Origin of the sequence: Serinicoccus sp. CUA-874, from assembly GCF_001942225.1 — a bacterium.
Lineage (GTDB): Bacteria > Actinomycetota > Actinomycetes > Actinomycetales > Dermatophilaceae > Ornithinicoccus > Ornithinicoccus marinus.
The window spans coordinates 35,580-59,099 of sequence record NZ_MKJZ01000034.1 but is presented as its reverse complement, the minus strand read 5'-3'; the positions used below and the strand labels follow the sequence as shown (position 1 = coordinate 59,099).

The window sequence follows — 23,520 nt, the reverse complement described above, 5'->3', positions numbered from 1 at the left end:
TGGTCGCCGGGTGCACAGCACCGGCCCGGTGGTGCACGGTCCGCGGTCGCACCAGGCCGGCGGGCGACCGCGTGCGATGCTGAGACCACCCGCACCCGCTGGTCCCGCCAGCCCCTCCGGTCGACGAAGGAGTCACCACCTATGCAGTTCCACCACCACGGCTACGTCTCGGGCGATCCGCGCGTGCAGGAGGCCGCTGGCACCGGGGTGGACCGCCCCGCGGACCTGCCGGACGAGACCGACGTGCTGCTCGTGGGCTCCGGACCGGCGGGCATGCTGCTGGCGGCGCAGCTCTCGCAGTTCCCTCAGGTATCGACTCGGATCATCGAGCGGCGGGAGGGCCGCCTGCCGCTGGGCCAGGCGGACGGCATCCAGCCGCGCAGCGTGGAGACCTTCCAGGCCTTCGGCTTCGCCGAACGGATCACCGCCGAGGCCTACAACATCGCCTACATGAACTTCTGGGGACCCGACCCCGAGCACCCAGAGAACATCGTCCGCACCGCCCGGACCGAGGACTACGCCTTCAAGATCAGCGAGTTCCCGCACCTCATCGTCAACCAGGCGCGCGTGCTCGACTACTTCGCCGAGGCCGCCGCCCGTGGCCCCGGCCGGATCGTGCCGGACTACGGTGTCGAGTTCGTCGGGCTCACCGTCCACGACGAGGGCGAGCACCCCGTCGAGGTACGGCTCCGCCATGTCGCCGGCGACCGGGAGGGTGAGGAGCGCACGGTCCGGGCGAGGTATGTCGTGGGCTGCGACGGCGCGCGCAGCGGGGTGCGCGAGGCGATCGGCCGCCGGCACGTCGGGGAGTTGGCGCGGCACGCGTGGGGCGTCATGGACGTGCTGGTCAACACCGACTTCCCGGACTGGCGGACCAAGTGCGCGATCAACGCCGAGGCCGGCAACATCCTGCACATCCCGCGCGAGGGTGGCTACCTGTCGCGGATGTACATCGACCTCGGCGAGTCGCCTGAGGACGCCGACCGCAGCATCCGCAGGACCCCGGTCGAGGAGATCATCGCCCGGGCCAACGAGATCCTGCACCCCTACTCCCTCGACGTGCAGGAGGTCGCCTGGCACAGCGTCTACGAGGTCGGCCACCGCGTGACGGACAAGTTCGACGACGTGCCGGAGGGCGAGGAGGACAGCCGGACCCCGCGGGTCTTCCTCACCGGCGACGCCTGCCACACGCACAGCGCCAAGGCTGGCCAGGGCATGAACGTCTCGATGCAGGACGGCTTCAACCTCGGGTGGAAGCTCGGCCACGTGCTCACCGGGCTCAGCCCCGCGTCGCTGCTGACGACCTACTCGGCGGAGCGGCAGCCGGTCGCCCAGCAGCTCATCGACTTCGACCGCGAGTGGTCCTCGCTCATGGCCCGCAAGCCGGAGGACATCACCGACCCCTCCGAGCTCGCGACGTTCTACCTCGGCACCGCCGAGTTCCCCTCCGGCTTCATGACGCAGTACGCCGCCTCCGACCTGGTCGCGGACGGCGAGCACCAGGGCCTTGCCGAGGGCTTCCCGCTGGGCAAGCGCTTCAAATCCGTCGAGGTCGTGCGGGTCTGCGACGGCAACGCCGTCCACCTCGGTCACCACGCGCGGGCCGACGGCCGCTGGCGGGTGTATGCCTTCGCCGACGCCCCGGCTGCGGGTGAGCCCTCGGCGCTCGCCGAGTGGGCGGAGTGGGCCTGCTCCCCCGCGTCACCGATGAGCCGGTACACCCCGGCCGGGGACGACGCCGACGCCGTCTTCGACGTCAAGGTGGTCTACCAGCAGCCCTACGAGGACGTCGACATCACGCGAGTCCCCGAGGTCTTCCGGCCGCGCAGCGGGTCGCTGGGGCTCATGGACTGGGAGAAGGTCTTCGCCGCCGCGCCGAGCGCGTGGACCGACGTCGACATCTTCGAGGAGCGCTCGCTGTCCCGTGACGGGGTCGTCGTCGTGGTCCGCCCCGACCAGTACGTCTCGGCGATCCTCCCGCTCACCGCGCACGACGAGCTCGCGGCCTACTTCGACGGGCTGATGCTCGAGCAGGGCTGACGCCCGTCAGCAGCGCCCGACGACGTCTCAGCAGCAGAAGGCGCGCAGCTCCTCCAGCGAGCGCAGCCGCACCCGATCGCTGCCGAGACCGATGACGATCGCGATCTCCGGCTCGACGCCGCTGTCGGACCGGGCCGCCGTCCACTGCTCCAGCTGACCCGTCCCCACGCCTGACACCGCCGTCGCCACGTCCTCCTCGGTGGAGTAGTCCACCTGGCAGGTCAGTTCCTCCCAGTCCGCGACGCACCGGACCCAACCGGTGCCCTCGCCCTGCTCCAGCTCCATGGCGAGGGCATACCACCAGTCCACGACCTCCGGGGTGGGGGCAACGCGCCCGGTCAGCTCCGACCGATGATCCTCGATGGTCAGGTCCACCGACCCGCCGAAGGGCACCTCCCCCAGCCCCGCGCTGAGCTCGCCCCGCTCGGCGTCTCCCAGGTCTGGGGCGAGCGTCGCCCTCGCGTCATGGTCCCATCCCTTGCCCAGGCTGGTCGTCCTCGCGTCGCCCTCGACCACCCCAGGCAGCACCTCGAGCGCCGCCTGGGTCTCGGCTCGCTGACGCTCGGCGGCGTCGCTGGCCTCACCGAGATCAAGGAAGACGCCCACGACGAACCCGACGACAGCAGCGATCCCGGTCACCACGACGATGCCGCAGAGGGCCAGCACGACGCGCAGGACGTCGGCGACCCGGTCCGCTGCGTGCGTGCCCCGCTCGACCGACCCCATACGCGCAACTCTAGGCGGACGTGCGCCCGCTCAGGCTCGCCCGACCGTGAAGGGCCTGCCGGGGCGGGCCTTCGACGGTCGGCCGCTCACTCCTCGTAGGCCGCCGGCCCGCTGAAGATGCGCCGGATGCGCTCGCCGTCGAGCACGCGGGTGAGCCCCTCGGCGCGGGAGTAGAACTCCTCCTCGTCGCGCACCCGGTCGCCATACCCCCACGACTCGCCCGCGTCCTGGGTCGCGTCCTGGGACCGAACCGCTCGGGGTCCTGCGTGTCGTCGTGGCTGTCCCAGAGGTCCGTCGTCGGCACCCGGTGGCTGTAGTCCGAGGCGTCGATGACGGGCCTGTTCCGGTCGATCCCCTTCGTCGCCCAGTACATCGCGAAGGGCCGCTTCCACAACCCGTCCCTCGCCACGGTCTCCCACGACCTGGAGGCCCTGACCGGCTCCGTGCGCGACCTGCTCATCGACCGCATCCACGGCTCCGCCGCGGCGCCGGCGCCACCCCGAGGTTCCGTGGCGACTGACGGTGCGCGAGTCCAGCAGCGGGCCGCCGGGCACTCAACCCTCGGCGAGGTAGCGACGCCAGGCGGACGTCGCCAGGCCCCCGGCGAGGACGAGCACAGTGAGCCCTACCCAGGACACCTCGGCCCAGGCGAGCCGGTCGAGCAGACCGCCGAAGGCGAGGAAGGCGGCCACGAGGACCATGGCGGATCGCGCCCAGGCGATCCGACGAGCCGCCGCCCTCCGGTCCCTCGGGAAGCTCGCGGCGTAGCCGTCCGCAGCACCGAAGTCCTCCTCCAGCGAGCGACCGGACTCCACCGTATGCGCCCTGGCCTCCCGGACGATGTCGCGGACCTGGGCCTCGCGCAGGTCCAGCCGGGACCGGAGTGCCCCGGCAAGGTCCCGCTCCCACTCCTCGTCATCGCTTACGCGGGCGGGCCTGCGGCGGGGGCGTCGATCCTGGCTCTGCAGGACCCGCTCGAGGAGCGCTGCGACGCCGAAGTGTGCAGCCGACAGGGCCGCGAGCCAGAAGACGCTCCCGGTGGCGACCACCTCACCCCTGGTGCCCCAGACGAGCCAGGTGAGCAGCCCCACGCCGACGGCGGCGAGCACCAGCCCGATCGTGACCGCGATCGTCCAGGAGTGCCGTCGCAGCACCCGCTCCCAGGTGGCGAGGGCCAGGATGATCCCGAACCCGCTCGCCACCGGCAGGAGGAGCAGACCGGCCGTGTAGTCCGTGGTCAGCCCGTCTCGCGCCCACCAGACGGCGAGGATGAGCAGGCTGAGGATCCCGGCCACGACCGATCCCACGACAGGCACGTCCCGCCATTCCGTGTCCGCGACGGAGTCCACCACCCGCTGACCTCGTGCCACCCGTTCCTCGATGCGGTCCTGGGCCCACTCCTGCGCCGGGCCGTAGAGGTCTTCGGCCGGCTCACCGCTCTCGCAAACCAGCTCCAGCGCGCCCCAGAGCTCGCGCTCCAGCACGTCCAGGCGCACGCCCTGGGTGACCGACAGCGCCAGGACCCTCGAGGCCCACGTCTCGTCCTCCGCCTGCGCCCGGGCATCCCGGTATGCCTGCAGGACGTCCGAGGTCGAGGCCGTCGCCGACCCGTCTCGCTCCTCCATCACCCTCACCTCTCGTCGTCCGTGTCCAGGGTGTCCGTGAGCTCACGCCAGGCGGCGAGCCCCTCGTCGAGCCGCACCCGACCCTCGACGGTCAGGCGGTAGTCCTTCCGGCCCGGCCCGGCCGCACCCTCTACCCACGTCGCCTCGATCGCCCCGGACTCCTGGAGCCGGGCGAGCGCCGGGTAGAGAGAGCCCCCGCGCAACCGCCCGAAGCCCCGCTCCTGCAGGACTTGGGCCACGGCATATCCATGGACGGGGCCGGGGGCCAGACTGCCCAGGATCGCCAGCTCCAGCGCAGCCCGGACCCACGGGGCCGGCCACCTGGGCTCGTCGTTCATGTATCTAAGTACAGCACGTACTTAGATACGAAGCAAGAACCGCCCTGTCAGCAGGCCAGCTCCGCGCACACCTGCGCCAGGTCGGCCTTGCCCTCGAAGCCGATGCCGCACAGCTCGGGCATAGTGATGTAGCCCTCGTCCACGGTGACGCTGTCGGGGAAGCCACCGAAGGGCTGGAACAGGTCGGGGTAGGACTCGTCGCCCCCGAGCCCGAGGCCCGCCGCGATGTTGAGGGACATCTGGTGCCCGCCGTGGGGGATGAGGCGCTCCCGCATGAGGGAGCCCTGGCCGTAACGGCCGTTGCTGTTGAAGCCGAAGCCCACGACCGGCCGACCGTCGCGCACCTGGTCGGTGACCACGGCGGTCAGGCTCAGCGTCATCTGCGAGAAGTCGACGACCGCTTGCGGATCGGGCTGCTGATCGGGAAGGTGCGCTCGCGCACCTCGAGGATCCTCACGCGCCCGTCCCGCCACGCAGCTGGTCGCGCACGGCGTCCGCCACCTCGGTCGTGGTCGCCGAACCCCCGAGGTCGGGCGTGCGTATGCCCACGGCCAGGCTGGCCTCCACCGCGGCCACGACCTCGGCCGCCGCCTGCGGGTGGCCCAGGTGGTCGAGCATCATCGACGCCGCCCAGATCTGCCCGAGCGGGTTGGCGATCCCCTGACCGGCGATGTCCGGGGCCGACCCGTGCACCGGCTCGAACATCGAGGGGTGCTCGCCCTCGGGGTTGAGGTTGGCCGACGGTGCGATGCCGATGCTGCCGATGATCGCGGCGCCGAGGTCGGTGAGGATGTCGCCGAAGAGGTTGGAGGCGACGACGACGTCGAAGCGGCCGGGGTCGAGCACGAAGAGCGCCGAGAGCGCGTCGATGTGGTAGTCCCGCACCTCCACGCCCGGGAAGTCCTCGGCGCAGGCGTGGACCACCTCGTCCCAGAACGGCATCGTGTGCACGATCCCGTTGGACTTAGTCGCCGAGGCCAGCGAGCCGGACCGGTCCGCGGCGAGCTGCAGGGCATACCGGGCGGCCCGCTCGACGCCGCGCCGGGTGAAGACCGACTCCTGGACGGCCACCTCGTCAGGGGTGCCGCGATACATGCGCCCGCCGACCTCGGAGTACTCCCCCTCGTTGTTCTCTCGGACGACGAGGAAGTCGATGTCGGCGCCCTCCGGCAGCCGCAACGGGCACTCGATCCCGGGCATGAGCCGCACCGGCCGCAGGTTGATGTACTGCTTGAAGGCGCGCCTGATCGGGATGAGCAGGCCCCAGAGCGAGACGTGGTCCGGCACCCCGGGGAAGCCGACCGCCCCGAGCAGGATCTGGTCGACCTCGGCCAGCTGGTCCAGGCCGTCCTCGGGCATCATCCGCCCCGTCCGGGTGTAGTGCTCGCAGCTCCAGTCGTGGTGCTGCCAGGTGAAGTCCAGCCCGTGCCGCTCGCCGACGGTCTCCAGGATCTCCAGCGTCGGCTCCATCACCTCCGTGCCGATCCCGTCGCCGGGGATCACGGCGACCCTGACCTGCTCTGCGGACTCCTCGACGGTCGGACTCATGGCACCAGCCTAGGGGCGACCCCCTCCATCGACTCCCGGAGGTAAAGGCCCCGTCAAGGTCTGTCCAAGATCCCGTCAAGTTCCTGGTGATCGCCTGAGGCCGGGTCTACCGTCGAGAGCACCGCATCCACGTTCATCGTCGAACCAACGGGGGTTTGTCACATGCGAAGTCACGCGGTCTCCACACGTCGACTGCTGCGAGGCTGGGCTGCTGCCCTGATCGCGCTGGTCATGACGGTCACGCTGCTGCCGGGGACGGTCCAGGCCGATCCCGACGACGTCGACATCAGCGACAACATGTCGCTGCTCGACAACACGCCCAAGCGCTCGCCGCTGGACAACGGCTTCAACTCCGACATCGCCTTCTGGGGCGACTACGCCTTCCAGGGCAACTACGACGGCTTCACGATCTGGGACATCTCGCGCCCGCGGAACCCGCAGATCGTCAGCCAGGTGCTCTGCCCCGGTGGCCAGGGCGACATCTCGGTCACCAACGACGGCTCGCTGCTGTTCTTCTCGGTGGACTACGCCCGCACCAGCACCTCGTGCACCAGCGAGCCCACCAACAGCGGCGACCCCGAGGGCTGGGAGGGCGTGCGCATCTTCGATATCAGCAACCTGCGCAACCCGGACTACGTCGGCGCGGTCGCGACCGAGTGCGGCTCGCACACGCATACCTATGTCCCCGACCCGGAGGGTGAGAGCGCCTACCTCTACGTCTCCTCCTACGGCCCCAACGACGCCTTCCCCAACTGCCAGCCCCCGCACGACAGCATCTCCATCGTCGACGTGCCGCTGGATGACCCGGGCTCGGCCTCGGTCATCGCCGAGCCGGTGCTCTTCCCCGGCGGCGGTGCCCCCGGCACGAGCGGCTGCCACGACATCACCGTGGCCCCGGAGCGTGAGCTCGCGGCCGGCGCCTGCATGGGCAACGGGATCCTCATGGACATCTCCGACCCGGTGCAGCCGCGAGTCATCGAGCGGGTGCGCGACGCCAACTTCGCGTTCTGGCACTCGGCCACCTTCAACAACTACGGCACCAAGGTCGTCTTCACCGACGAGCTCGGCGGCGGTGGCGCGGCCACCTGCAACGAGGAGGTCGGGCCCAACCGCGGCGCCAACGCGATCTTCGACATCGCCGGGGCCGGCAGCTCGCGCGAGCTGGTCTTCCGCAGCTACTACAAGATCCCGCGGAACCAGACCGACAACGAGAACTGCGTGGCCCACAACGGCTCGCTCGTCCCGATCAACGGCGGCGACATGATGGTGCAGGCGTGGTACCAGGGTGGCGTCTCGGTCTTCGACTTCACCAACTCCTCGGAGCCGGAGGAGGTCGGCTACTTCGACCGGGGCGCGCTGTCCGACGAGTTCCTCACCGTCGGTGGCTCCTGGTCGGCGTACTACTACAACGGCCACATCTACTCCAGCGACATCGAGCAGGGCCTGGACGTGCTGCGGATCCGCGGCACGCGTGGCGACCGCCGGGTCACCTTCGACGTGCTCAACGCGCAGACGCAGTATCAGTACGCCGAGGGTCGTCAGCGCGGGCGCCTGCCGTCGATGACCGCCGCTGGCGACACCGAGGAGGCCCCGGTCGTCGTGCCCGGTATGCCGGGTGAGTCGGCCACGTCGATGTCGGCCGCCGGTGCCGAGCGCCTCGCCAGCACGGACCGCTCGCTCGGCCTCGCCGAGACCAACGAGGCCAACGAGGCGGACCAGATGTTCATGCACATGATGGCCCCGCACCACCACCAGGCCGTCCTCATGAGCCGCATGGCCCCGAGCCGGGCCGAGAACCCGCAGGTCAAGGCGCTGGCGGCGAGGATCCTGGTCGAGCAGGGTCTGGAGATCGACGCGATGCAGGGCTGGCAGGCCCGCAACGACCTGCCGGTCACCAACGAGAAGAAGGCCTACCGCCAGATACTGGGCGACCCGGAGATGGTCGAGCAGATGGGCATGGCGACCCGGCAGGAGATGCGCGCGCTGCGCAACGCTGACGGGGCCGAGTTCGACGCGATGTTCCTCGACCTGATGATCCCGCACCACGAGGGCGCGGTGGACATGGCGGTCGACGTGAGCCTCGAGGGCACGGACTTCTTCGTCCAGCAGTTCGCCTCCGACCTCCTGGTCACCCAGGAGGCGCAGATCTGGGAGATGGAGCAGCTGCGGCAGGCCGTCTGACCCGCCTCACCGCCGGCACCCGGTGCGCCCGTCCCCACGGGCGTGCCGGGTGCCGTCGCGTGCGTCCCGCGAACGGTCAGGTCCGGTCGTCGTCCTCGCCGGAGGCCCCGTCCCGGTCCAGCGCGGACAGCTCGTCCAGCGCCTCCTGCCACCGCGCGCGCCGCGCTTCGTCGTCCTGCTCCCACCACGGTGTGCCGCGCTCCCCCAGCCCGTGCTTGGCCAGGTCGACGCGGCGACGGGCCGGCGCGGGGTCCTCACCGCGGCGCCGGTATGCCCGCACCGCCGAGCGGCCCCGCCCCAGGTGCGACAGCAGCTCGGCTGCGACCTCTTCCGGCAGATGAGGGTCCTGCCGCCGCCAGCGGCGGCCGTCGACGACCAACCAGCGCTCGTCGTCGACAGGATCTGTCCCGCCGTGGCCGGGCGTCGTCTCGTCGCTCACGCGGCCCGGAGGTCCTCGTCCCCCAGCTCGCGGACCTCGAGTGTGAACCCCTGCGCGCGCAGCGCCGCCACGAGGTCGTCCCCGAGCGCGACCGCCGGGGTGAGAACGCCGCCGGACCGCCCCTGCTCGCCGCGGGTGGCGAGCAGCACGAGGGCGGCCTGCCCGAGCTCGACGGAGGTCGCGGCATACCCCGGGTCACCCTGCGCGGCGACGGTTGCCGCCCACCGGCGACCGTCCTGCGTCGTGGTGATCGTCTCGGTGCGGAAGGAGCCGGCTTCGCGGGTCTCCCGGCTCGGTCCCTCGCCCGGCGAGGGCAGCGCGCGGTCGACCAGGGAGCGCAGACCGGGCACCATCATCGAGCCGGCGAGCGCGCCGAGGCCGCCGGCGACCAGCCGGGCACGCACCGCGCCACGCCAGCCGCGGCCGGTGCCGATGACCTCGCGGTAGCGGAAGGCGGGCCCGTAGGCGCCGTCCCGGAGCGCGTCCGAGCGGCGCACCACGCGGGTGTTGTAGGACGCCATGACGAAGGGCGCCGTCCACCTGCCGCTGTCCTGCTCGACGAACGGCCGCATGACGTCGCGCTGCCCAGGAGCCCCGCTGCGGCCGCCGCTCAGCGCGAAGGGGTCGGCCACGACGCGGCGCAGGTGAGGCTCGTCGGCCATCTGCCGCAGCTGGCCGCGCATCGAGTCGACGGTGCCGCCGCTGAAGCCGCCCGTGGCCTCCCGCACCCACATGGTGGTGTCGGTGAGGCCACCGGCACCGGCCTCCTGCGCGGCGCGGTGGAGCAGGTGGACGCCGAGGTCGGAGGGCACCGAGTCGAAGCCGCAGGAGACGACGATCCGGGCACCGCTGCGCCGGGCGACCTCGTGCGCCTGCTCGATCGCCTCACGGACGAAGAGGACCTCGCCGGTGAGATCGGCGTAGTCGGTGCCCGCCTCGGCGCACGCGAGCACCAGCGGCAGCCCGTGCCGCTGGTAGGGCCCGACCGTGCTCACGACGACCCTGGACCGCTGCGCCATGGCGCGGAGGCTGTCGCCGTCCGAGGAGTCCGCGACGACGAGCGGCCACTCCGCCGCCCGCTCGCCGAGCCGGTCGCGCACCGCCCGCAGCCTGGGCTCGGACCGGCCCGCCAGGGCGATCACCGTGCCCTCCGGAGCGGCCTGCGCCAGGTGCTCGGCCACGAGCTCGCCGACGAAGCCCGTCGCGCCGTAGACCGTGATGTCGAGGTCGCGGCTCACCGGTCGTCCTGGGACACGGCGTCGTCATCGGGGTCGTCCGCCACGCTGACGTCCGGCTCGGCGCGCCGGTGCCGTCGCAACGCCTGCTCGGCGTCGCGCCACGTCTCCTCGAGCCCGCGCTCGTCGTGGTCCGGGAGGAAGGCGTCCTCGACCGCACCTGCCCCGGCAGCCTCGGCGTCGCCGGAGACGTAGAGGCCGGCCGGGCGCGTCTGCCCGTCCACCTCGTGCGGCCACGGCAGGTAGATCACCGTGACCTCGTCCCCCTCCAGCTCCATCCTGCGGGTCTCCGGCCGCCGTCCCACGGGCAGGCGGACGACCTCGGCATACTCCACACCCTCGTCCTCTGGCTCGTCCATGCCACGAGTCTGTCACCGCCACGCACCGGGCCACCACCGCACCCGGCACCCGGTGGGCTCAGGCCTGCTGGAGGGCCTCGGCCAGGGCGGGCAGATCCTCCACCGTGAGGTCCGGCGCGGCGAGGTGGCCGGGGTAGCGTCCGCCGGACCGTGCCACCCACGCCGTGCCGAGCCCCGCCCGGTGCGCCCCGTGGAGGTCCCACGGGTGCACGGCGACGAGGACGGCGCGGTCGGCGGGCACCCCGCAGATGTCCAGCGCGTGCCGGTATGCCTCGGGCGCCGGCTTCCAGCGCCCGGCGTCCTCGACGCTGAGCAGCCGCTCGACGAGATCGGGCGCGCCGGCCCGCTCGAGCAGACCCTCGGCCACGGCGGTCGAGCCGTTGCTCAGGGTGACCACCCGGAGCCCGCCCGCGCGCAGCGCCCGCAGGCCGGGCACGACGTCCGGGTGGAGCCCGAGGTCGGCGAAGCCGGTCATGACGTGCTCCACCCCGGCCGGCACGTCGTCCACCGAGCCCGCCAGCAGGCCGCCGAGGAGCTCGCGCCCGATCCCGGCGAAGTCCGGGCTGTCGCCGGTGACGGTGAGCGCGAAGCCGTCCCGCAGCAGCGAGGCGAACCAGGTCGCCGCCTCCTCGGGAGGCACGCCGAGATCGGCGAAGCGGTCGCGCAGGGGCGATAGGTCCGACAGCGTCTCGTTGACGTCCAGGACGACCAGCTCGGGTCGGTGCAGGGCCACGGGCATACCTCGCTCGTCGGGAAGGGGTGCGCCCGCACGCTACCGCCCGCCGTGCCACGCTGGGGGTCCCCGACCCGCCCAGGAGGCTCCCCGTGGACGCACCGCGCTACGACTCGCTCACCGCCCTGCTCGTCAACTGCTCACTCAGCCCGCAGGAGGAGCAGTCACACACCGGCCGGCTGCTCGACGTGGTGGACCACCTCATGTCCGGTGCCGGGGTGAGCGTGGACCGCCTCCACGCGGTGAGCCACGACATCGCACCGGGGGTGCAGCCGGACATGCGCGAGCACGGGATTGCCACCGACGACTGGCCCTCCCTGTGGCCGCGGGTCGAGGCGGCCGACATCGTCGTGCTCGGCACCCCGCTGTGGCTCGGCGAGGAGTCGTCGGTGTGCCGGCGGGTCATCGAGCGGCTCTACGCCATGTCGGGGCTGCTCAACGACGCCGGGCAGTCGATCTACTACGGCAAGGTCGGCGGCGCGGTCATCACCGGCAACGAGGACGGCGTCAAGCACACGTCAATGTCGCTGCTGTTCTCGCTGCAGCACCTGGGGATGGTCATCCCGCCGCAGGCGGACTGCGGGTGGCTGGGCGAGATCGGGCCGGGGCCGTCCTACGCCGACCCGCGCGAGGACGCGGACCCGGTGGGTTTCGACAACGACTTCACCCGCCGCAACGCCACGATCATGAGCTGGAACCTCATGCACACCGCGCACCTGCTGCGGCAGGCGGGCGGGCTGCCGACCTACGGCAACGACCGCAACGCCCTCGGCGACGGCGAGCTCTTCGGGTATGCCGCGCCCCGGCCCGTCGCGGGCCAGGGCTGAGCGGCCGTCAGCCTCCGGCGGGCTCCTGCGGCACCCGCAGCGTCCAGCCCTGGTCGAGCAGCCGCCAGGAGCGCCGCGTCACCCGGTCCTGCTCGACCTCGCCGTCGGTGTTGACGCGGAAGGCGTCCTGGGGCGCGTCCGCCTCGACCACGACCTCCCGGCCGGAGACGAGGGAGACGTCCCCGCCCATGACGCCGTCGTCGCGGCCGACCGCGGTGGCGACGGCCGCGGCATACTCCTCGTCCGACCCTGGTGCCTGGACGTCCAGCCCGTCCGGGGATCAGGACCCCAGCTCGCCGCAGACCTGCTCGACGACGTCGTCCTTGGAGCTGCCCGCGGCGGAGTTCGACAGCACGAGCACACGCCGGTCCTGCGACACCTCGCGCGCGACGCCCTCCCCGCCCCCGAGGCCCCCTCGCCGGTCATGCCCGCGCCCCCAGCCGGGCGGTGAGCACCGCGTGCGCCGCGCTCACCCCGGTGCTCAGCGTCGGCTCCAGCTCCGGCGCGAAGAAGGGCGAGTGGTTGGTCACGGTGGGCTCCTCCCCCTCCACCGCCTCCCGGGTGAGGCCGCCGAAGAACCAGTAGACGCCGGGCACGTCGATCGCGTCCGGCAGCGCCCCGAAGTCCTCGCTGCCCATCACCGCCGGGATCTCGCTGACGTGCCCCTCGCCGAGCGTGCCGCGCAGCACCTCCAGCACGCGCCCGGCCTCGTCCTCGTCGTTGTGCAGGAGCGGGAAGGTGCAGATCTCGGTGATCTCCGGCTCGGGTGCCTCCGAGGCCATGGCCTCGGCCATGATGACCCGGCGCAGGGCGCCGAGCAGGTGGTCGCGGACGTCGGCGTCGAGGTTGCGCATGTTGATGGTGAACTCGGCGGTGGCGGGGATGATGTTCTCCTTCAGCCCCGCGTGGATGGTCGCGATGGTGATGACCGCGGCCTTCTGCGCCGGGACCTCGCGGCTCGTGAGGCTCTGGATGCGCACGATCATGTGCGCGGCGAGGACGACCGGGTCGATCGTCGACTCCGGCTGCGAGCCGTGGCCGCCGCGGCCCTTGACCACGACCTTCCAGGAGTCGGAGTAGGTCATCGCCGGTCCGGGGGTGAGGTCGACGGTGCCGGTGACGCCGGGCCACACGTGCTGGCCGTAGACCACCTCGGGCCGGTCGGCGCGGTCCCAGAGCCCGTCGGCCAGCATCGCCGCCGCGCCCTGGGCGGTCTCCTCCCCCGGCTGGAAGAGGAAGACGACCGTGCCCGACCACCCGTCGCGGTCCTGCGCCAGCAGCGTCGCGGCCCCCACCGCCGCGGTGACATGCATGTCATGGCCGCAAGCGTGCATCACCGGGACGGCGCTGCCGTCGGGCAGGGTGCCGCGAGCGGTGGAGGCGTAGTCCAGCCCGGTGTCCTCCTCGACCGGCAGCGCGTCGGTGTCGGCACGGAAGGCCACGACGGGACCGTCGCCGTTGCGCAGCGTCGCGACCACGCCGGTGCCGCCGCACCGGAAGACCTCGTAGCCCAGCTCACCCATCCGCTCCTCGACCAGGGTCGCGGTCGCCTCCTCCTGCATGGACAGCTCGGGGTGGACGTGCAGGTGGCGGTAGAGGTCGTGCAGCGACGCGCGCAGGTCAGGGTGGTCGTCCAGGATCGTCGTCGGCTCAGGCATACGGTGAGGGTATGCCGACCACCCACGCGGCCGCTGTCCGGAACCTTGTCGCCGCCCGGCTGGACGACGTGCTGGCGGACCTCGACCTGCTGGTCTCGCTGGAGACCCCGAGCCAGCGCCGGGACCTGCTGCGGGCGGCGCTGCCGCAGATCGAGGCATACCTCGTCGGGCGGTTGGGCGAGCCGGCGCGGCGGGTGCAGCACGACGGCGGTGAGTTCGGCGACGTGCTCGACCTCACCTGGACGGGGTCCGGGGCGGCGGGCGAGGTGCTGTCGCTCGCGCACTACGACACGGTGTGGCCCGAGGGGACGCTCGCCGGGTGGCCGGTGCGCCGCGACGGCGACGTGCTGACCGGGCCCGGCGTGCTGGACATGAAGCTCGGGATCGTGCAGACAGTCTGGGCGCTGCTGGCGCTGCGCGAGCTGGGCGTGCCGCACCCGGACCTCCGGTTGATGCTCACGGCGGACGAGGAGATCGGCTCCCGCGCCGGGCGACCGCACCTCGAGGCGGCGGCCCGCAAGGCGCTGGTCACGCTCGTGACCGAGCCCAGCGCCGACGGGGCGGTGAAGACGCGTCGCAAGGGGATGGTCTTTGCGGACCTCGTCGTCAACGGCGTGGAGGCGCACGCGGGGCTGGACCCGGATGCCGGAGCCAGCGCGGTGCACGAGCTCGCGACCCTCGTGCCCGAGGTGGTCGCGCTCGCGGAGCCGGGGCGCGGGACCACCGTCAACGTGGGCACCATCACCGGCGGCACCGGCCGCAACGTCGTCTCCGGGCACGCCACCTGCGCGGTCGACGTGCGGATCCAGGAGCCGGCCGAGGAGGACCGCGTCGTGGCGGCCCTGGAGGCGCTGCGCCCGCACGACCCGCGGTGCCGCCTCGAGGTCGCGATCGACCGCAACCGGCCGCCGATGAACCCGGGGGAGCACACGGCGCGGCTCGTCGGTCTCGCCCGGGCCGCGGGTGCTGACCTAGGTGTTGAGGTCGGTGAGGTGGCGGTCGGCGGTGCCAGCGACGCCAACTTCATCGCCGCGCTCGGGCTGCCGGTCCTCGACGGGCTCGGCGGGATCGGCGCCGGACCGCACGCCCGGCACGAGCACGTGCTGGTGAGCGGTGTGCCGCGGCAGACGGCGCTGCTGGCGGGGATCATCGAGCAGCTGGCGGGGTAGTGAGGGACGGCGCGTCGCGACCCACGCGCGGCGTGCCCTCGACGAGCCCGCCAGGGGGTATGCCCGGCCGCGTCCACGGAGGGTCTGCGGCCCGTCAGGTGGCCTGGAATCGCGCTGGACGCTGTCGCCTGAGAGGTCAGACCTCGGCCGCGAGGGCGCTGCCGCTGATGCTCACCTGAGCTCTATGGCCCCCCGGTGGGAGCCGACCGGAGTCCTATGACATGGCTGTGGACGGCGCCCGTCGCGCCCGCCCCTCGACACGACTGTCACCGACGTCGTGGCACACACGGCTCTTCGCTCATACGGGAGACGATGTCCCGGCCCCTCACCCGCAACACACGTCCTGATGCAGGACGGTCACCCAAGTCCTGATGCAGATGTGTCACCGAAGTCCTGACACGTGGGGCGAGTGCCGCCAGATCAGCCTTGCGTGTGTTCGAACATGTGTGCTAATCTCGTCTCAGATAGAGGGAGGGGACGATGACACGACGTCGGGGCTGTGACGTGGCAGGTGGTGGGCTGCCGGAGCGCGCGAGCGTGGGCGAGGTGCAGCTGCGCCGTCTGATCCCGTCCGTTCCCCCGGTGCGGTTCTTTCCCAGACCGGGGTGCCGCGTGCTGGTCGAGGTGGCAGGTGTGTCCGGTGCCCCGACGGATTCGCGATCGGACAGCCACGCATCCCCTGGCAGCGGTGGGGCTCGCGTCGCAGACGACGCGCGCCCGGGAGGTGGGGAGCAGTCCGTCCCCACGGCGTCTGATCCTGGACGCGAGCAGGACCTCGGACACACGGCCTCGCGGGCGACAGGTGGGAAGAATACCGTCCCCCCTGGGTCCGGTCTCGGCGCCGAGCAGGAGGTCGGCGAGGCGTCCGGCGTCGCTGAGGCGTCGGGTGCGGTCGCGAGGGTGCGTGAGGTCGCGGCGCGTCGTGCGGCGATGGAGGCCGAGCTGCTGGACGCGGCCCGGGACCTGGCCGCGCAGGTGGGTCGGGAGCTGTTGGCGGACAAGGGTTTCAGCGACGTCGAGGAGCTCACTGCGGGCCAGCGGCGCCGGTGGCGGGCCGAGACCAAGCGTCTGGCGTGCGCCGAGCTGCAGGTCGCGCTCGGCGTCGGGGTCAAGGAAGCCCGCCAGCTCGTGGGCACGGCGTGTGCGCCGGCACCGGTCCGGGCCGCGGTGCACCACGCCCTGCGCTCCGGACTGGCGACGTGGGGTTACGTGCGCGGCTTCTGGGACCGGTGCGCCAACCTGCCCGCCGAGTCCGCCGCGCTGGTCGCCGAGTCGCTGTTCGGGTCCGACCCTGCGGGCGTGGTGCCCGAGCGTCTCGGCTCGGACGGTGAGCTGTTGGAGCGGCCCTGGCACGCGGCGCAGTTCTGGGCCGCGCTGGAGCGGGAAGCCGTCCGCGTCGAGGGCCAGGATGGGCAGGCCGAGCGCGAACGCCGCACCCGGGCCCGGGCCGAGCGGCGGGTCTGGCTGCGGGTCGACGACGACTCCACCGCCACGCTCGCGGTCACCGGCCCACTGACCAGCCTGTGCGCGATATCCCAACGCCTGGACTCCTGCGCCAAGAGCCTGCGCAAGGCCGGCGACGAACGCACCCTGGCCCAGCTACGCTCCGACGTCGCCCAGACCCTCCTGCTGCACGGCACCCTCACCCTCCCCCACCACGACCAGAGCCAGACCCAGGACCACATCCGGGCCCGGGGCGAGTGCCAGATCCGGGGCGAGAGTCGGAGGCAGGACGGGGATCGTGAGTCAGGTCCCGGTGACGACTCCGCCCTCGGGAGTGGGGCGCCGGACGCACTCCTGCGGCACGACGAGGCACATGATCCCCTCATCACTCCTGGGGGCCTCGAGGCCATCGCGCAGATCATCACCGCCCAACCCGACATCTGCCTGCAGGTCGTCATCCCCTGGGACACCCTGACCGGTCGGCCCGCCTGCTCCACCTGCCGGCCAGCCGTGCCCGATACCGCTACCGCCCGCGGGCACGGTCCACCCGGTGATGACGATCCGGCCGGCCTCAGACCGGGCCAGGGCATGGTGCATCAGCGTTCCGGTGATGCTGTCGGTGAGGCCCTGGGGCGCCACCCTGCCTTCATCACCCCCGGGCACGCCCGCGAGCTCGCTCTCGCCCCGGGCACGACCCTGTCGAGGTTGCTGGTCGACCCGGCCGACGGGCGACTGATCGAGCGCAGCATCAGCTCCTACCGCCCGGATGCGGCGATGCGGCGCCAGGTGATCGCCGCCGACGTCTACTCCCGGGCACCGGGAAGCCGCACCCCCGCGACGTCATGCGAGCTCGACCACGAGACCCCCTGGGGCACCGGCGGAGCGACCAGCGAGACCAACCTGACCCTGAAGGACGTCCGCAGCCACCAGTTCAAGACCGACCAGTGGTGGACCAGCACCCTGAGCCCCCGACGAGACCTCACCTGGCAGACACTCCTGGGCCAGGTCGAACGCACCCGCGGCCACGACTACCGCCAATACCTCCCCACCCACCGCACCCCGGCCGACGAATCCCACCACCGGACCGACGACAGCCACGACCACACCAACACCGACGAAGCCCGCGACCAGACACGAACCGGCACCCCGTCACCCCCGCCCGACGACCACCGCACCCCGACCCGAACCGCGCCCCGACCCGAACCGGCGGCTCGATCCCCACGTTCGAGGACGACGTCGACCTGGCCTGCCGCGCGCTCTACACCGCCCTGGCCCACCGCGGCACCGCCGCCCTGCTCGCCGACACCGACGACGCCGACGGCGCCACCGACCACGACCCCCGGCTCACCGGCTGGATCACCCTCACCCACCGCGGCCAGGACGGACAACGACGCGGCGGACCACCCGAGGACCTCGACACCCTCCCCACCCTCCTCGGCTTCAGCCCAACCCCCGAACACGCAACCGAGACCGATGAGAAGGGACCGCGGCAGCCCTGGGATGGGCAGCCCGACGCCCCACCACCCTTCTGAGCCCGGCCGGAGCCACCGTGGTGACCATTGCCCCCTCCATCGCCACCACGACCGTCGTCGACCTGCGAGGTGCTGGACGGCGAGGAGGCCGTCGAGCCGCTGGTCGACTACTTCCGCAGCATCTCCGGCGAGCACACCGGCTGGGAGGAGTACCGCCAGGCGATGCGCGACCAGGGCAAGTCCCTGCTACGGGTCACCCCCACCCGGTGGTCACCGATCGCGACCGGTGGCTTCCCACCGCACCTGGCCGACGACGACAGCTGAGTCGAGCGGTCGCCGCCGAGTCCCCTCCGTGCCGCACGGCTGGCCCGACGGAAGTGCGGGTGGCCCCGGCTACCGACCCAGCCAGGGTGCCGCCGCGTCGCGGTGCGACTGCTGCTTGTCCTCGGCCATGCCCTCCCAGGTGCGCACCGCGAAGTTCGCCCGGCTGTTGGCCTCGAAGACCTCGCGGTGGTCCTCGACGAACGTCCAGTAGAGCCCGTCCCACGCCTCCCGCCAGTCCCCCGCCGGCAGGTCCGACATCTTCCGCAGGTAGTTGCTGCCCGAGACGTAGGGCTTGGTGGTGATGGCGTCACCCGCGGCGAACTGGCTCATCGCATACACGTTCGGGACCATGACCCAGTCGTAGGCGTCGACGAAGAGCGCCATGAACCACCGGAAGACCTCGTCCGGGTGCACCCTGAGCAGACACAGCGCGTTGCCGAGCACCATAAGCCGCTCGATGTGGTGGGCATACCCCCGCTCCAGCACCCGTCGGATGACGAGGTCGACCGGCTCGAGACCCGTCTCACCGGTCCACCACGACTCGTCCAACGACCGCCCGTGCTCGAGGACGTTGCTCGTGCGCATCCGGCGGCCCCAGAGCCGGTACGTGGCCCGCATGTACTCCCGCCAGCCGATGATCTGACGCACGAAGCCCTCGAGGCTGGGCAGCTCCACGTCGTGCTCGTCCGCCGCGACCAGCGCCCGCTCCAGCACCTGGTCGGGGTCGATGAGCCCGCAGTTCAGCGCTGGCGTGAGCGCGGCGTGGAAGATCACCGGGTGCTCGGCGCTGATCGCGTCCTCGTAGGGCCCGAACTGCGTGAACCGCTCGTCGAGGAACCGGCGCAGCGCCGCGTCCGCCTCGCCCCGTGACGTCGCCCAGGAGAAGGTCCCCGGGTCCCCGGGGGCGTCCGGGAAGTGCTCGCTCACCCAGTCGATCGCCTCGGTGACGCGGGTATGCCGTCGCGCCGGCCCGAGCGCGGGGTCCGGGACGGGGTGTCCGGCGGGCAGCTTCTTGCGGTTCTCGGTGTCGTAGGACCACCGGCCCCCGACCGGCTGGTCACCGTCCATCAGCACGTCCAGCCGGCGTCGCTGCCAGGCGTAGAAGTGCTGCATCCGCGCGCCGCCGGAGGAGAAGTGCTCACGGATCTGCTCGCGGGTGGTGAGGAAGGCGGGGGTGTCGAGCACGTCCTCGGCGCGCAACTCGTAGCCGCCCTCGCGCAGCTGGTCCCGGCAGTGCCGCCCGAGCCAGTCGTCGGCGACGTCCAGCACGCTCACCCTCCCGGGCGAGAGCCGCTCGACGAGCTCCACCAGGGCCTCGCCGCTGGTCCGGTCCGGGGAGGACTCCACGACCTCGACATCCAGCCCCTGCTCCCGGGCACGGTCGACGAAACGGCGGGTGGCCGCGCGGTGCAGCACGAGCTTGTGCGCATGGAAGGGGTACTGCCGGTAGAGCAGGTCGTCCTCCACCACCACGAGCACCGTCCCCTCCGGCACCCGCAGCTGCTCCGCGTGCAGCTGGTGCGGGTAGACGAGCCGGACCTGCGTCGAGCCGCTCACGCCGCGACCCCCGCCACCGGCGCGACCACCTCGTGGTCCGGGTCCCACCAGCGCAGGCCCTGCACCGTGAGCGTCGTGCGCGCACCGGCGCCGTCGTACGTCTCGGTCCGGGATTCCGGGCCGGCCGCCGTCGCGAGCAGCTCCAGCGCCTCGCCCGCCCGGGCCAGGCTCAACCGGGTGGCCAGGGTGACGTGCGGGATCCACGGCCGCTCGTCCGCACCCGACCACGCGTGGGTCACCCGGGCCTGGGCGACGCGGGCCTCGAGCGGGGCGGCCACGAGGTCGGCGACGCTCACCCGTCGTCCGCCGAGCAGGACGAGGCCGTCGACCCGCAACGGCAGCGGCAGCAGCGGCGCCCAGAGGTCCTGCGCGGCGCGCAGCACGTCCGCGACCGGCGCGACCTGCGACGTGGCGACGGTGAGGTGCGGGCGGTGGGTGCGTCCTTGGTGCCGCGCGAGCGACGGGATCCCGCCGTCCTCGAGGGCCTGCCAGCGTCCGCGGACCCGCGCGTCGTCCTCCGGTGAGAGCACCAGCTCCAGGGCGTGCTGCCGGCTCACGCAGCCCGGTCCTGCGCCCGGTCGCGGCCCACCCCGGCCATCGCCCACCGCACCGTCGAGGTGCTGGCCCGGCCGAGCGGCCGCAGCACCCCGCGCGAGAGCGTCGGCGACGCGGGCAGCCCGAGCTCGGCCCGCGCATACCTCGGCAGCAACGCGACTCCCCCGGCGGCGATCGCCCAGTAGCCGGGCCTCGACGCCAGCGGCAGCGGCGGCTCCACGAGCAGGAAGCGGGCCGCCTCCCGGGCCTGCTCGGTGGCCTCGAGCTCGGCGCGGTATGCCGTCAACTCACCCTCCAGCTCCCGCACCGTCCGCGGCGGGTCGACCACGCCGAGGTGCCCGGCGGAGACCCCGGCCTGCGCGACGTAGGTGTCCGCCTCGGACGTGCTGAGCGGGGTGCGCGCGAAGGCCTGGTGGGCGTGCAGGAACGACCATGCCTCCGCGACGTGCACCCACCGCAGCAGGTGCGGGTCCGAGGCGCGGTAGGGACGCCCGAAGGCGTCCTTGCCCCGCACCCGCTCGTGGATCGCGCGGACGTGACCGATCGTGTCCATCGCGTGCTCGACGGTGCCGAAGGTGGTGGCCGCGAGGTAGGTACTCGTCCGCTGCAGCCTTCCCCAGGGGTCACCCTTGTAGCCGGAGTGGCCCGCGACCCCCGCCATGGCCATGGGGTGGAGCATCTGCAGGAGCAGCGCCGCCACGCCGCCGGGGAACATCGCGGCGTCCGCGTGCACCCGCCAGACCGGGTCCTGCTCGGTGAACCAGCGCTCCCCCGGCGTGTCCCAGATGCGCGCGGCGCGCTCGCTCGCGTCGTCCCCGGCGACCCGGGCGCGCAGCGCGCTCCCGAGCGCACTCTGCAGCCGAGCGAGAGTCATCGTGCTCCTCGTGTATGCCTGGGACAGACGCTGGACAAAGCGTCGACAGTCCCTACTGTCGCACGCGGGGACCGGTGCCGCCACGCCAGACGGGCGGCGACCGGGAGCGGCAGGTACGGTCGGCGCATGTCTCACCCCACCTTTCCCGGCACCGACCGCACGTTCCTCCCCGTCAACCTGGGGGGCAACCCTTTCGGCTGGACCGCCGACGTCGAGGCCAGCTTCGCCGTGCTCGACGCCTTCCTCGCCGCAGGCGGGTCCTTCGTCGACACCGCCGACATGTACTCCGCGTGGGCGGAGGGCCACGAGGGCGGCGAGTCCGAGCGCATCATCGGCCGCTGGATGGCCGAGCGCGGCAACCGCGACGAGGTGCTCGTCGCGACCAAGGTCGGCAAGATGCCCGGCCGGGAGGGACTGGAGCGCGACACCGTGATGACCGCCCTGGACGAGTCCTTGGACCGGCTGGAGACCGACCACGTGGACCTCTACTACGCGCACACCGACGACGACTCGGTCGACATCGCCGAGCAGGTCGCCACCTTCGACGAGGTGGTGCGCAGCGGCCGGGCCCGCACGATCGGCCTGTCCAACTACGCCCCCGACCGGCTGCGCGCCTTCCTCGAGACCGCCGCCGAGCAAGGGGCAAGCGTCCCGACCGCGATCCAGCCGCGCTACAGCCTGGTCTCCCGCGCCGACTACGAGCGCGACCTCGCCCCGCTGGTCGCGGAGTTCGGGCTGGCCGTCTTCAGCTACCCCGCGCTCGCCTCGGGCTTCCTCACCGGGAAGTACCGCACCGAGGAGGACTTCGCCGGCAACGCCCGTGGCGGCGCCGCCCGGCGGTATGCCGACGCCGGCGGCCTGGCGGTGGTGGACGTGCTCGTCGAGGTGGCGCAGCGGCACGACGTGCAGCCCGCGACCGTCGCCCTCGGGTGGGTGCTGGCGAAGGGCATCACCGCCCCGATCGCCTCCGCCTCCCGCCCCGAGCAGCTGGAGCCGCTGCTGGCAGCGACCTCGCTCCAGCTGACCGAGGCGGACGTGCGCGAGCTCGACGAGGCCTCGTCGAGCTTCTGACCGGGGTGCTGGCGCGGGACGCCGCTGCCTCGTCGTCGCGGCGTGCCGGGGATCCTGGCCCCCGCTGTCGCTGGTCGTTGTGCTGGCGGGGACCGGGGCGGGACACGGCGAAGGGGAGATCAGGATGGTCGGCGGAGACCCAGCCGAGCTGAGGCGGTGCGGGCGCGACCTCGTGACCATCTCGCAGACGCTGCAGACGGGACGCAGCTCCCTGGTCCGCGGGGGTGGGCTGCCGGCCTCCGGGCTCGGCCTCCCGTCGCAGGACACCCAGGTTGCCGCTGCCTACGACCGCGTGATGCAGGCGGTCGACGCCGCAGCCGGTCACCTGCAGCGCACCGTGATGCACGACGGTGGCCACCTGGAGCAGGCGGCGACCGACCTGGAGACCTCGCCGTCGCCGCGTGGGCTCCCCCGCGTGGGGTGGGCGAGGACGGCCGGCCCGTGCTGGGTCGCGCCGAGCGGCACGGTCCGGGACAACGGCTGGACGTCGACCGGGGCGAGCTGCCCCAGGCTGCACCGCACGAGCGCGGACCGGCCCTCGACACCGACAGCCCCGACCTGCCGCAGGCCGCACCGCACCAGCAGGGCCCGGCCCTGGACGTCGACAGCCCCGGTGCCTCCGCATGATCACGCTCACCAAGGCCGACGTGTGGCACCTGCGGGCCCAGGTGTCCTGCCTGCAGGAGGCCATCGACGCGTGGGCCGCGATGCGGGACGCCGGGGGCAACGCCGGGGCCGACAGCTCCGACGTCACCACCCGCGTGGCGTCCGCCTGGGAGGGCAACCGGGCCGACTCCTACCTCGCCTACGCGCCGCGGGTCACCCAGGGCCTGGAGCTCGTGCAGGGGATGGCGCAGGCCGTCCTGACGCAGCTGCACGCCCTGCACGACCTCACGGCCTCGACCCAGCGCGACCTCGACGCGTCCTTCTCCCGGGTGAGCACGGTGGCCGCCTCGGTGCGCCGGCTGGACGGGCAGGTGGAGCTCGAGGTGCTCGACGAGGACGACGTGGAGCAGATCGAGCGGGAGCACGGACGCGCCCAGGAGATCGTCGAGCAGGCACGGCTCGAGATCGCCGAGCGCAGCCGCGCCCTGGAGGTCACCGCCGCGGACGCCGACTCCCTCGCCGCCGCCTGGGCCGGTCCGGCCGACGGCGCACCGCTGTGGGACACCCCGCTCACCGGCGCTCTGGACCCGCGCGTGGGCGTCACCCCGGAGGACCCGCCCTCGGTCGGCCCCGTCGAGCCACCGGTGGTCTCGCCGGAACCGCCCACCCGCGGGTTCGAGCAGCCACCGGTCGAGGGCGCGGACGGCGGCCGGACGCACGACCCCAGCGGGGTCTGAACC

21 protein-coding genes and 1 pseudogene are annotated in these 23,520 nt (G+C 72.7%); 8 read left to right on the top strand and 14 right to left on the bottom strand.

From position 1 onward, the window contains the following. Positions 1–141 precede the first annotated feature (141 nt). Positions 142–2,040 carry an FAD-binding monooxygenase gene (locus BJF80_RS11125; protein WP_075813677.1) on the top strand — a complete coding sequence of 633 codons (1,899 nt, stop codon included), beginning with the start codon at positions 142–144 and terminating at the stop codon, positions 2,038–2,040. 27 nt (positions 2,041–2,067) lie between these two features. On the opposite strand, the gene BJF80_RS11120 is transcribed toward BJF80_RS11125, so the two are convergent. The 5 genes from BJF80_RS11120 to BJF80_RS11100 all read right to left on the bottom strand — a co-directional run bounded on the left by BJF80_RS11120 (position 2,068) and on the right by BJF80_RS11100 (position 6,277). Next, entirely contained in the window at positions 2,068–2,766 is a 699-nt protein-coding gene (locus tag BJF80_RS11120) for a hypothetical protein (protein WP_075813675.1), read from the bottom strand. A 554-nt stretch (positions 2,767–3,320) separates the two neighbouring features. Further along, on the bottom strand, positions 3,321–4,391 hold the full coding sequence (locus BJF80_RS11115; RefSeq protein ID WP_143554086.1) for a hypothetical protein: 1,071 nt from the start codon (positions 4,389–4,391) through the stop codon (positions 3,321–3,323). Positions 4,392–4,396: 5 nt separating this feature from the next. Continuing rightward, positions 4,397–4,729, bottom strand: coding sequence for a PadR family transcriptional regulator (locus BJF80_RS11110; protein WP_075813670.1), 333 nt, complete (start codon positions 4,727–4,729; stop codon positions 4,397–4,399). 47 nt (positions 4,730–4,776) lie between these two features. Beyond that, positions 4,777–5,109 carry a hypothetical protein gene (locus BJF80_RS21200; RefSeq protein WP_321166392.1) on the bottom strand — a complete coding sequence of 111 codons (333 nt, stop codon included), beginning with the start codon at positions 5,107–5,109 and terminating at the stop codon, positions 4,777–4,779. Positions 5,110–5,182: 73 nt separating this feature from the next. Continuing rightward, a complete protein-coding gene (locus BJF80_RS11100) occupies positions 5,183–6,277 on the bottom strand; it encodes a tartrate dehydrogenase (protein ID WP_075813668.1) in 1,095 nt (364 codons plus the stop codon). 231 nt (positions 6,278–6,508) lie between these two features. On the opposite strand from BJF80_RS11100, the gene BJF80_RS11095 reads away from it, so the two are divergent. Continuing rightward, positions 6,509–8,458 carry a DUF305 domain-containing protein gene (locus tag BJF80_RS11095; protein ID WP_075813666.1) on the top strand — a complete coding sequence of 650 codons (1,950 nt, stop codon included), beginning with the start codon at positions 6,509–6,511 and terminating at the stop codon, positions 8,456–8,458. Between the two features lie 76 nt (positions 8,459–8,534). On the opposite strand, the gene BJF80_RS11090 is transcribed toward BJF80_RS11095, so the two are convergent. The 4 genes from BJF80_RS11090 to BJF80_RS11075 are packed head-to-tail and all read right to left on the bottom strand — an operon-like array spanning position 8,535 to position 11,230. After that, positions 8,535–8,897: a 2-polyprenylphenol hydroxylase gene (locus BJF80_RS11090; protein ID WP_075813664.1), complete on the bottom strand. Its 363-nt coding sequence runs from the start codon at positions 8,895–8,897 to the stop codon at positions 8,535–8,537. After that, a complete protein-coding gene (locus BJF80_RS11085; protein ID WP_075813662.1) occupies positions 8,894–10,135 on the bottom strand; it encodes a saccharopine dehydrogenase family protein in 1,242 nt (413 codons plus the stop codon). The genes BJF80_RS11090 and BJF80_RS11085 overlap by 4 nt, the downstream gene beginning before the upstream one ends. Next, entirely contained in the window at positions 10,132–10,491 is a 360-nt protein-coding gene (locus BJF80_RS11080; RefSeq protein WP_075813660.1) for a hypothetical protein, read from the bottom strand. Before BJF80_RS11080 ends, BJF80_RS11085 begins: the two co-directional genes overlap by 4 nt. Positions 10,492–10,549: 58 nt before the next feature. Beyond that, positions 10,550–11,230 (bottom strand): haloacid dehalogenase type II, encoded by a 681-nt coding sequence (locus BJF80_RS11075; RefSeq protein ID WP_075813658.1) that lies wholly within the window; start codon positions 11,228–11,230, stop codon positions 10,550–10,552. An 86-nt stretch (positions 11,231–11,316) separates the two neighbouring features. Here BJF80_RS11075 and BJF80_RS11070 point away from each other — a divergent pair, with 86 nt between their 5' ends. Then, the gene (locus BJF80_RS11070; RefSeq protein ID WP_022924698.1) at positions 11,317–12,051 is read left to right on the top strand and encodes a flavodoxin family protein; all 735 of its coding nucleotides are present in this window, start codon (positions 11,317–11,319) and stop codon (positions 12,049–12,051) included. A gap of 7 nt (positions 12,052–12,058) precedes the next feature. Here the strand turns inward: BJF80_RS11070 and BJF80_RS11065 are convergent, their stop codons facing one another. Both BJF80_RS11065 and BJF80_RS11060 read right to left on the bottom strand, forming a co-directional pair. Next, positions 12,059–12,241, bottom strand: a complete 183-nt coding sequence (locus BJF80_RS11065) for a hypothetical protein (protein WP_075813656.1) — start codon at positions 12,239–12,241, stop codon at positions 12,059–12,061. A 232-nt stretch (positions 12,242–12,473) separates the two neighbouring features. Next, positions 12,474–13,709: an amidohydrolase gene (locus BJF80_RS11060; protein ID WP_075813654.1), complete on the bottom strand. Its 1,236-nt coding sequence runs from the start codon at positions 13,707–13,709 to the stop codon at positions 12,474–12,476. Positions 13,710–13,720: 11 nt separating this feature from the next. On the opposite strand from BJF80_RS11060, the gene BJF80_RS11055 reads away from it, so the two are divergent. Both BJF80_RS11055 and BJF80_RS11040 read left to right on the top strand, forming a co-directional pair. Next, positions 13,721–14,878, top strand: coding sequence for a M20/M25/M40 family metallo-hydrolase (locus tag BJF80_RS11055; protein WP_075813652.1), 1,158 nt, complete (start codon positions 13,721–13,723; stop codon positions 14,876–14,878). A gap of 3,035 nt (positions 14,879–17,913) precedes the next feature. Next, positions 17,914–18,117 (top strand): annotated as a pseudogene (locus BJF80_RS11040) (pyridoxamine 5'-phosphate oxidase family protein); the annotation flags it as partial. Between the two features lie 69 nt (positions 18,118–18,186). Here the strand turns inward: BJF80_RS11040 and BJF80_RS11035 are convergent. Genes BJF80_RS11035 through BJF80_RS11025 form a run of 3 tightly spaced genes read right to left on the bottom strand, consistent with a single transcriptional unit; the run spans position 18,187 to position 21,103 of the window. Continuing rightward, positions 18,187–19,674 carry a cryptochrome/photolyase family protein gene (locus BJF80_RS11035; RefSeq protein ID WP_075813646.1) on the bottom strand — a complete coding sequence of 496 codons (1,488 nt, stop codon included), beginning with the start codon at positions 19,672–19,674 and terminating at the stop codon, positions 18,187–18,189. After that, positions 19,671–20,231, bottom strand: a complete 561-nt coding sequence (locus tag BJF80_RS11030; protein ID WP_075813644.1) for a 2'-5' RNA ligase family protein — start codon at positions 20,229–20,231, stop codon at positions 19,671–19,673. Before BJF80_RS11030 ends, BJF80_RS11035 begins: the two co-directional genes overlap by 4 nt. Continuing rightward, on the bottom strand, positions 20,228–21,103 hold the full coding sequence (locus BJF80_RS11025; RefSeq protein WP_075813642.1) for an oxygenase MpaB family protein: 876 nt from the start codon (positions 21,101–21,103) through the stop codon (positions 20,228–20,230). Before BJF80_RS11025 ends, BJF80_RS11030 begins: the two co-directional genes overlap by 4 nt. A gap of 126 nt (positions 21,104–21,229) precedes the next feature. Here BJF80_RS11025 and BJF80_RS11020 point away from each other — a divergent pair, with 126 nt between their 5' ends. From BJF80_RS11020 to BJF80_RS20235, 3 genes are all read left to right on the top strand, one after another. After that, complete coding sequence (locus BJF80_RS11020) at positions 21,230–22,174, top strand: aldo/keto reductase (protein ID WP_075813640.1); 945 nt, start codon at positions 21,230–21,232, stop codon at positions 22,172–22,174. Positions 22,175–22,594: 420 nt separating this feature from the next. After that, positions 22,595–22,801, top strand: coding sequence for a hypothetical protein (locus tag BJF80_RS11015; protein ID WP_075813638.1), 207 nt, complete (start codon positions 22,595–22,597; stop codon positions 22,799–22,801). After that, complete coding sequence (locus BJF80_RS20235; protein WP_075813636.1) at positions 22,798–23,517, top strand: hypothetical protein; 720 nt, start codon at positions 22,798–22,800, stop codon at positions 23,515–23,517. Before BJF80_RS11015 ends, BJF80_RS20235 begins: the two co-directional genes overlap by 4 nt. The last annotated feature ends 3 nt before the right edge of the window (positions 23,518–23,520 follow it).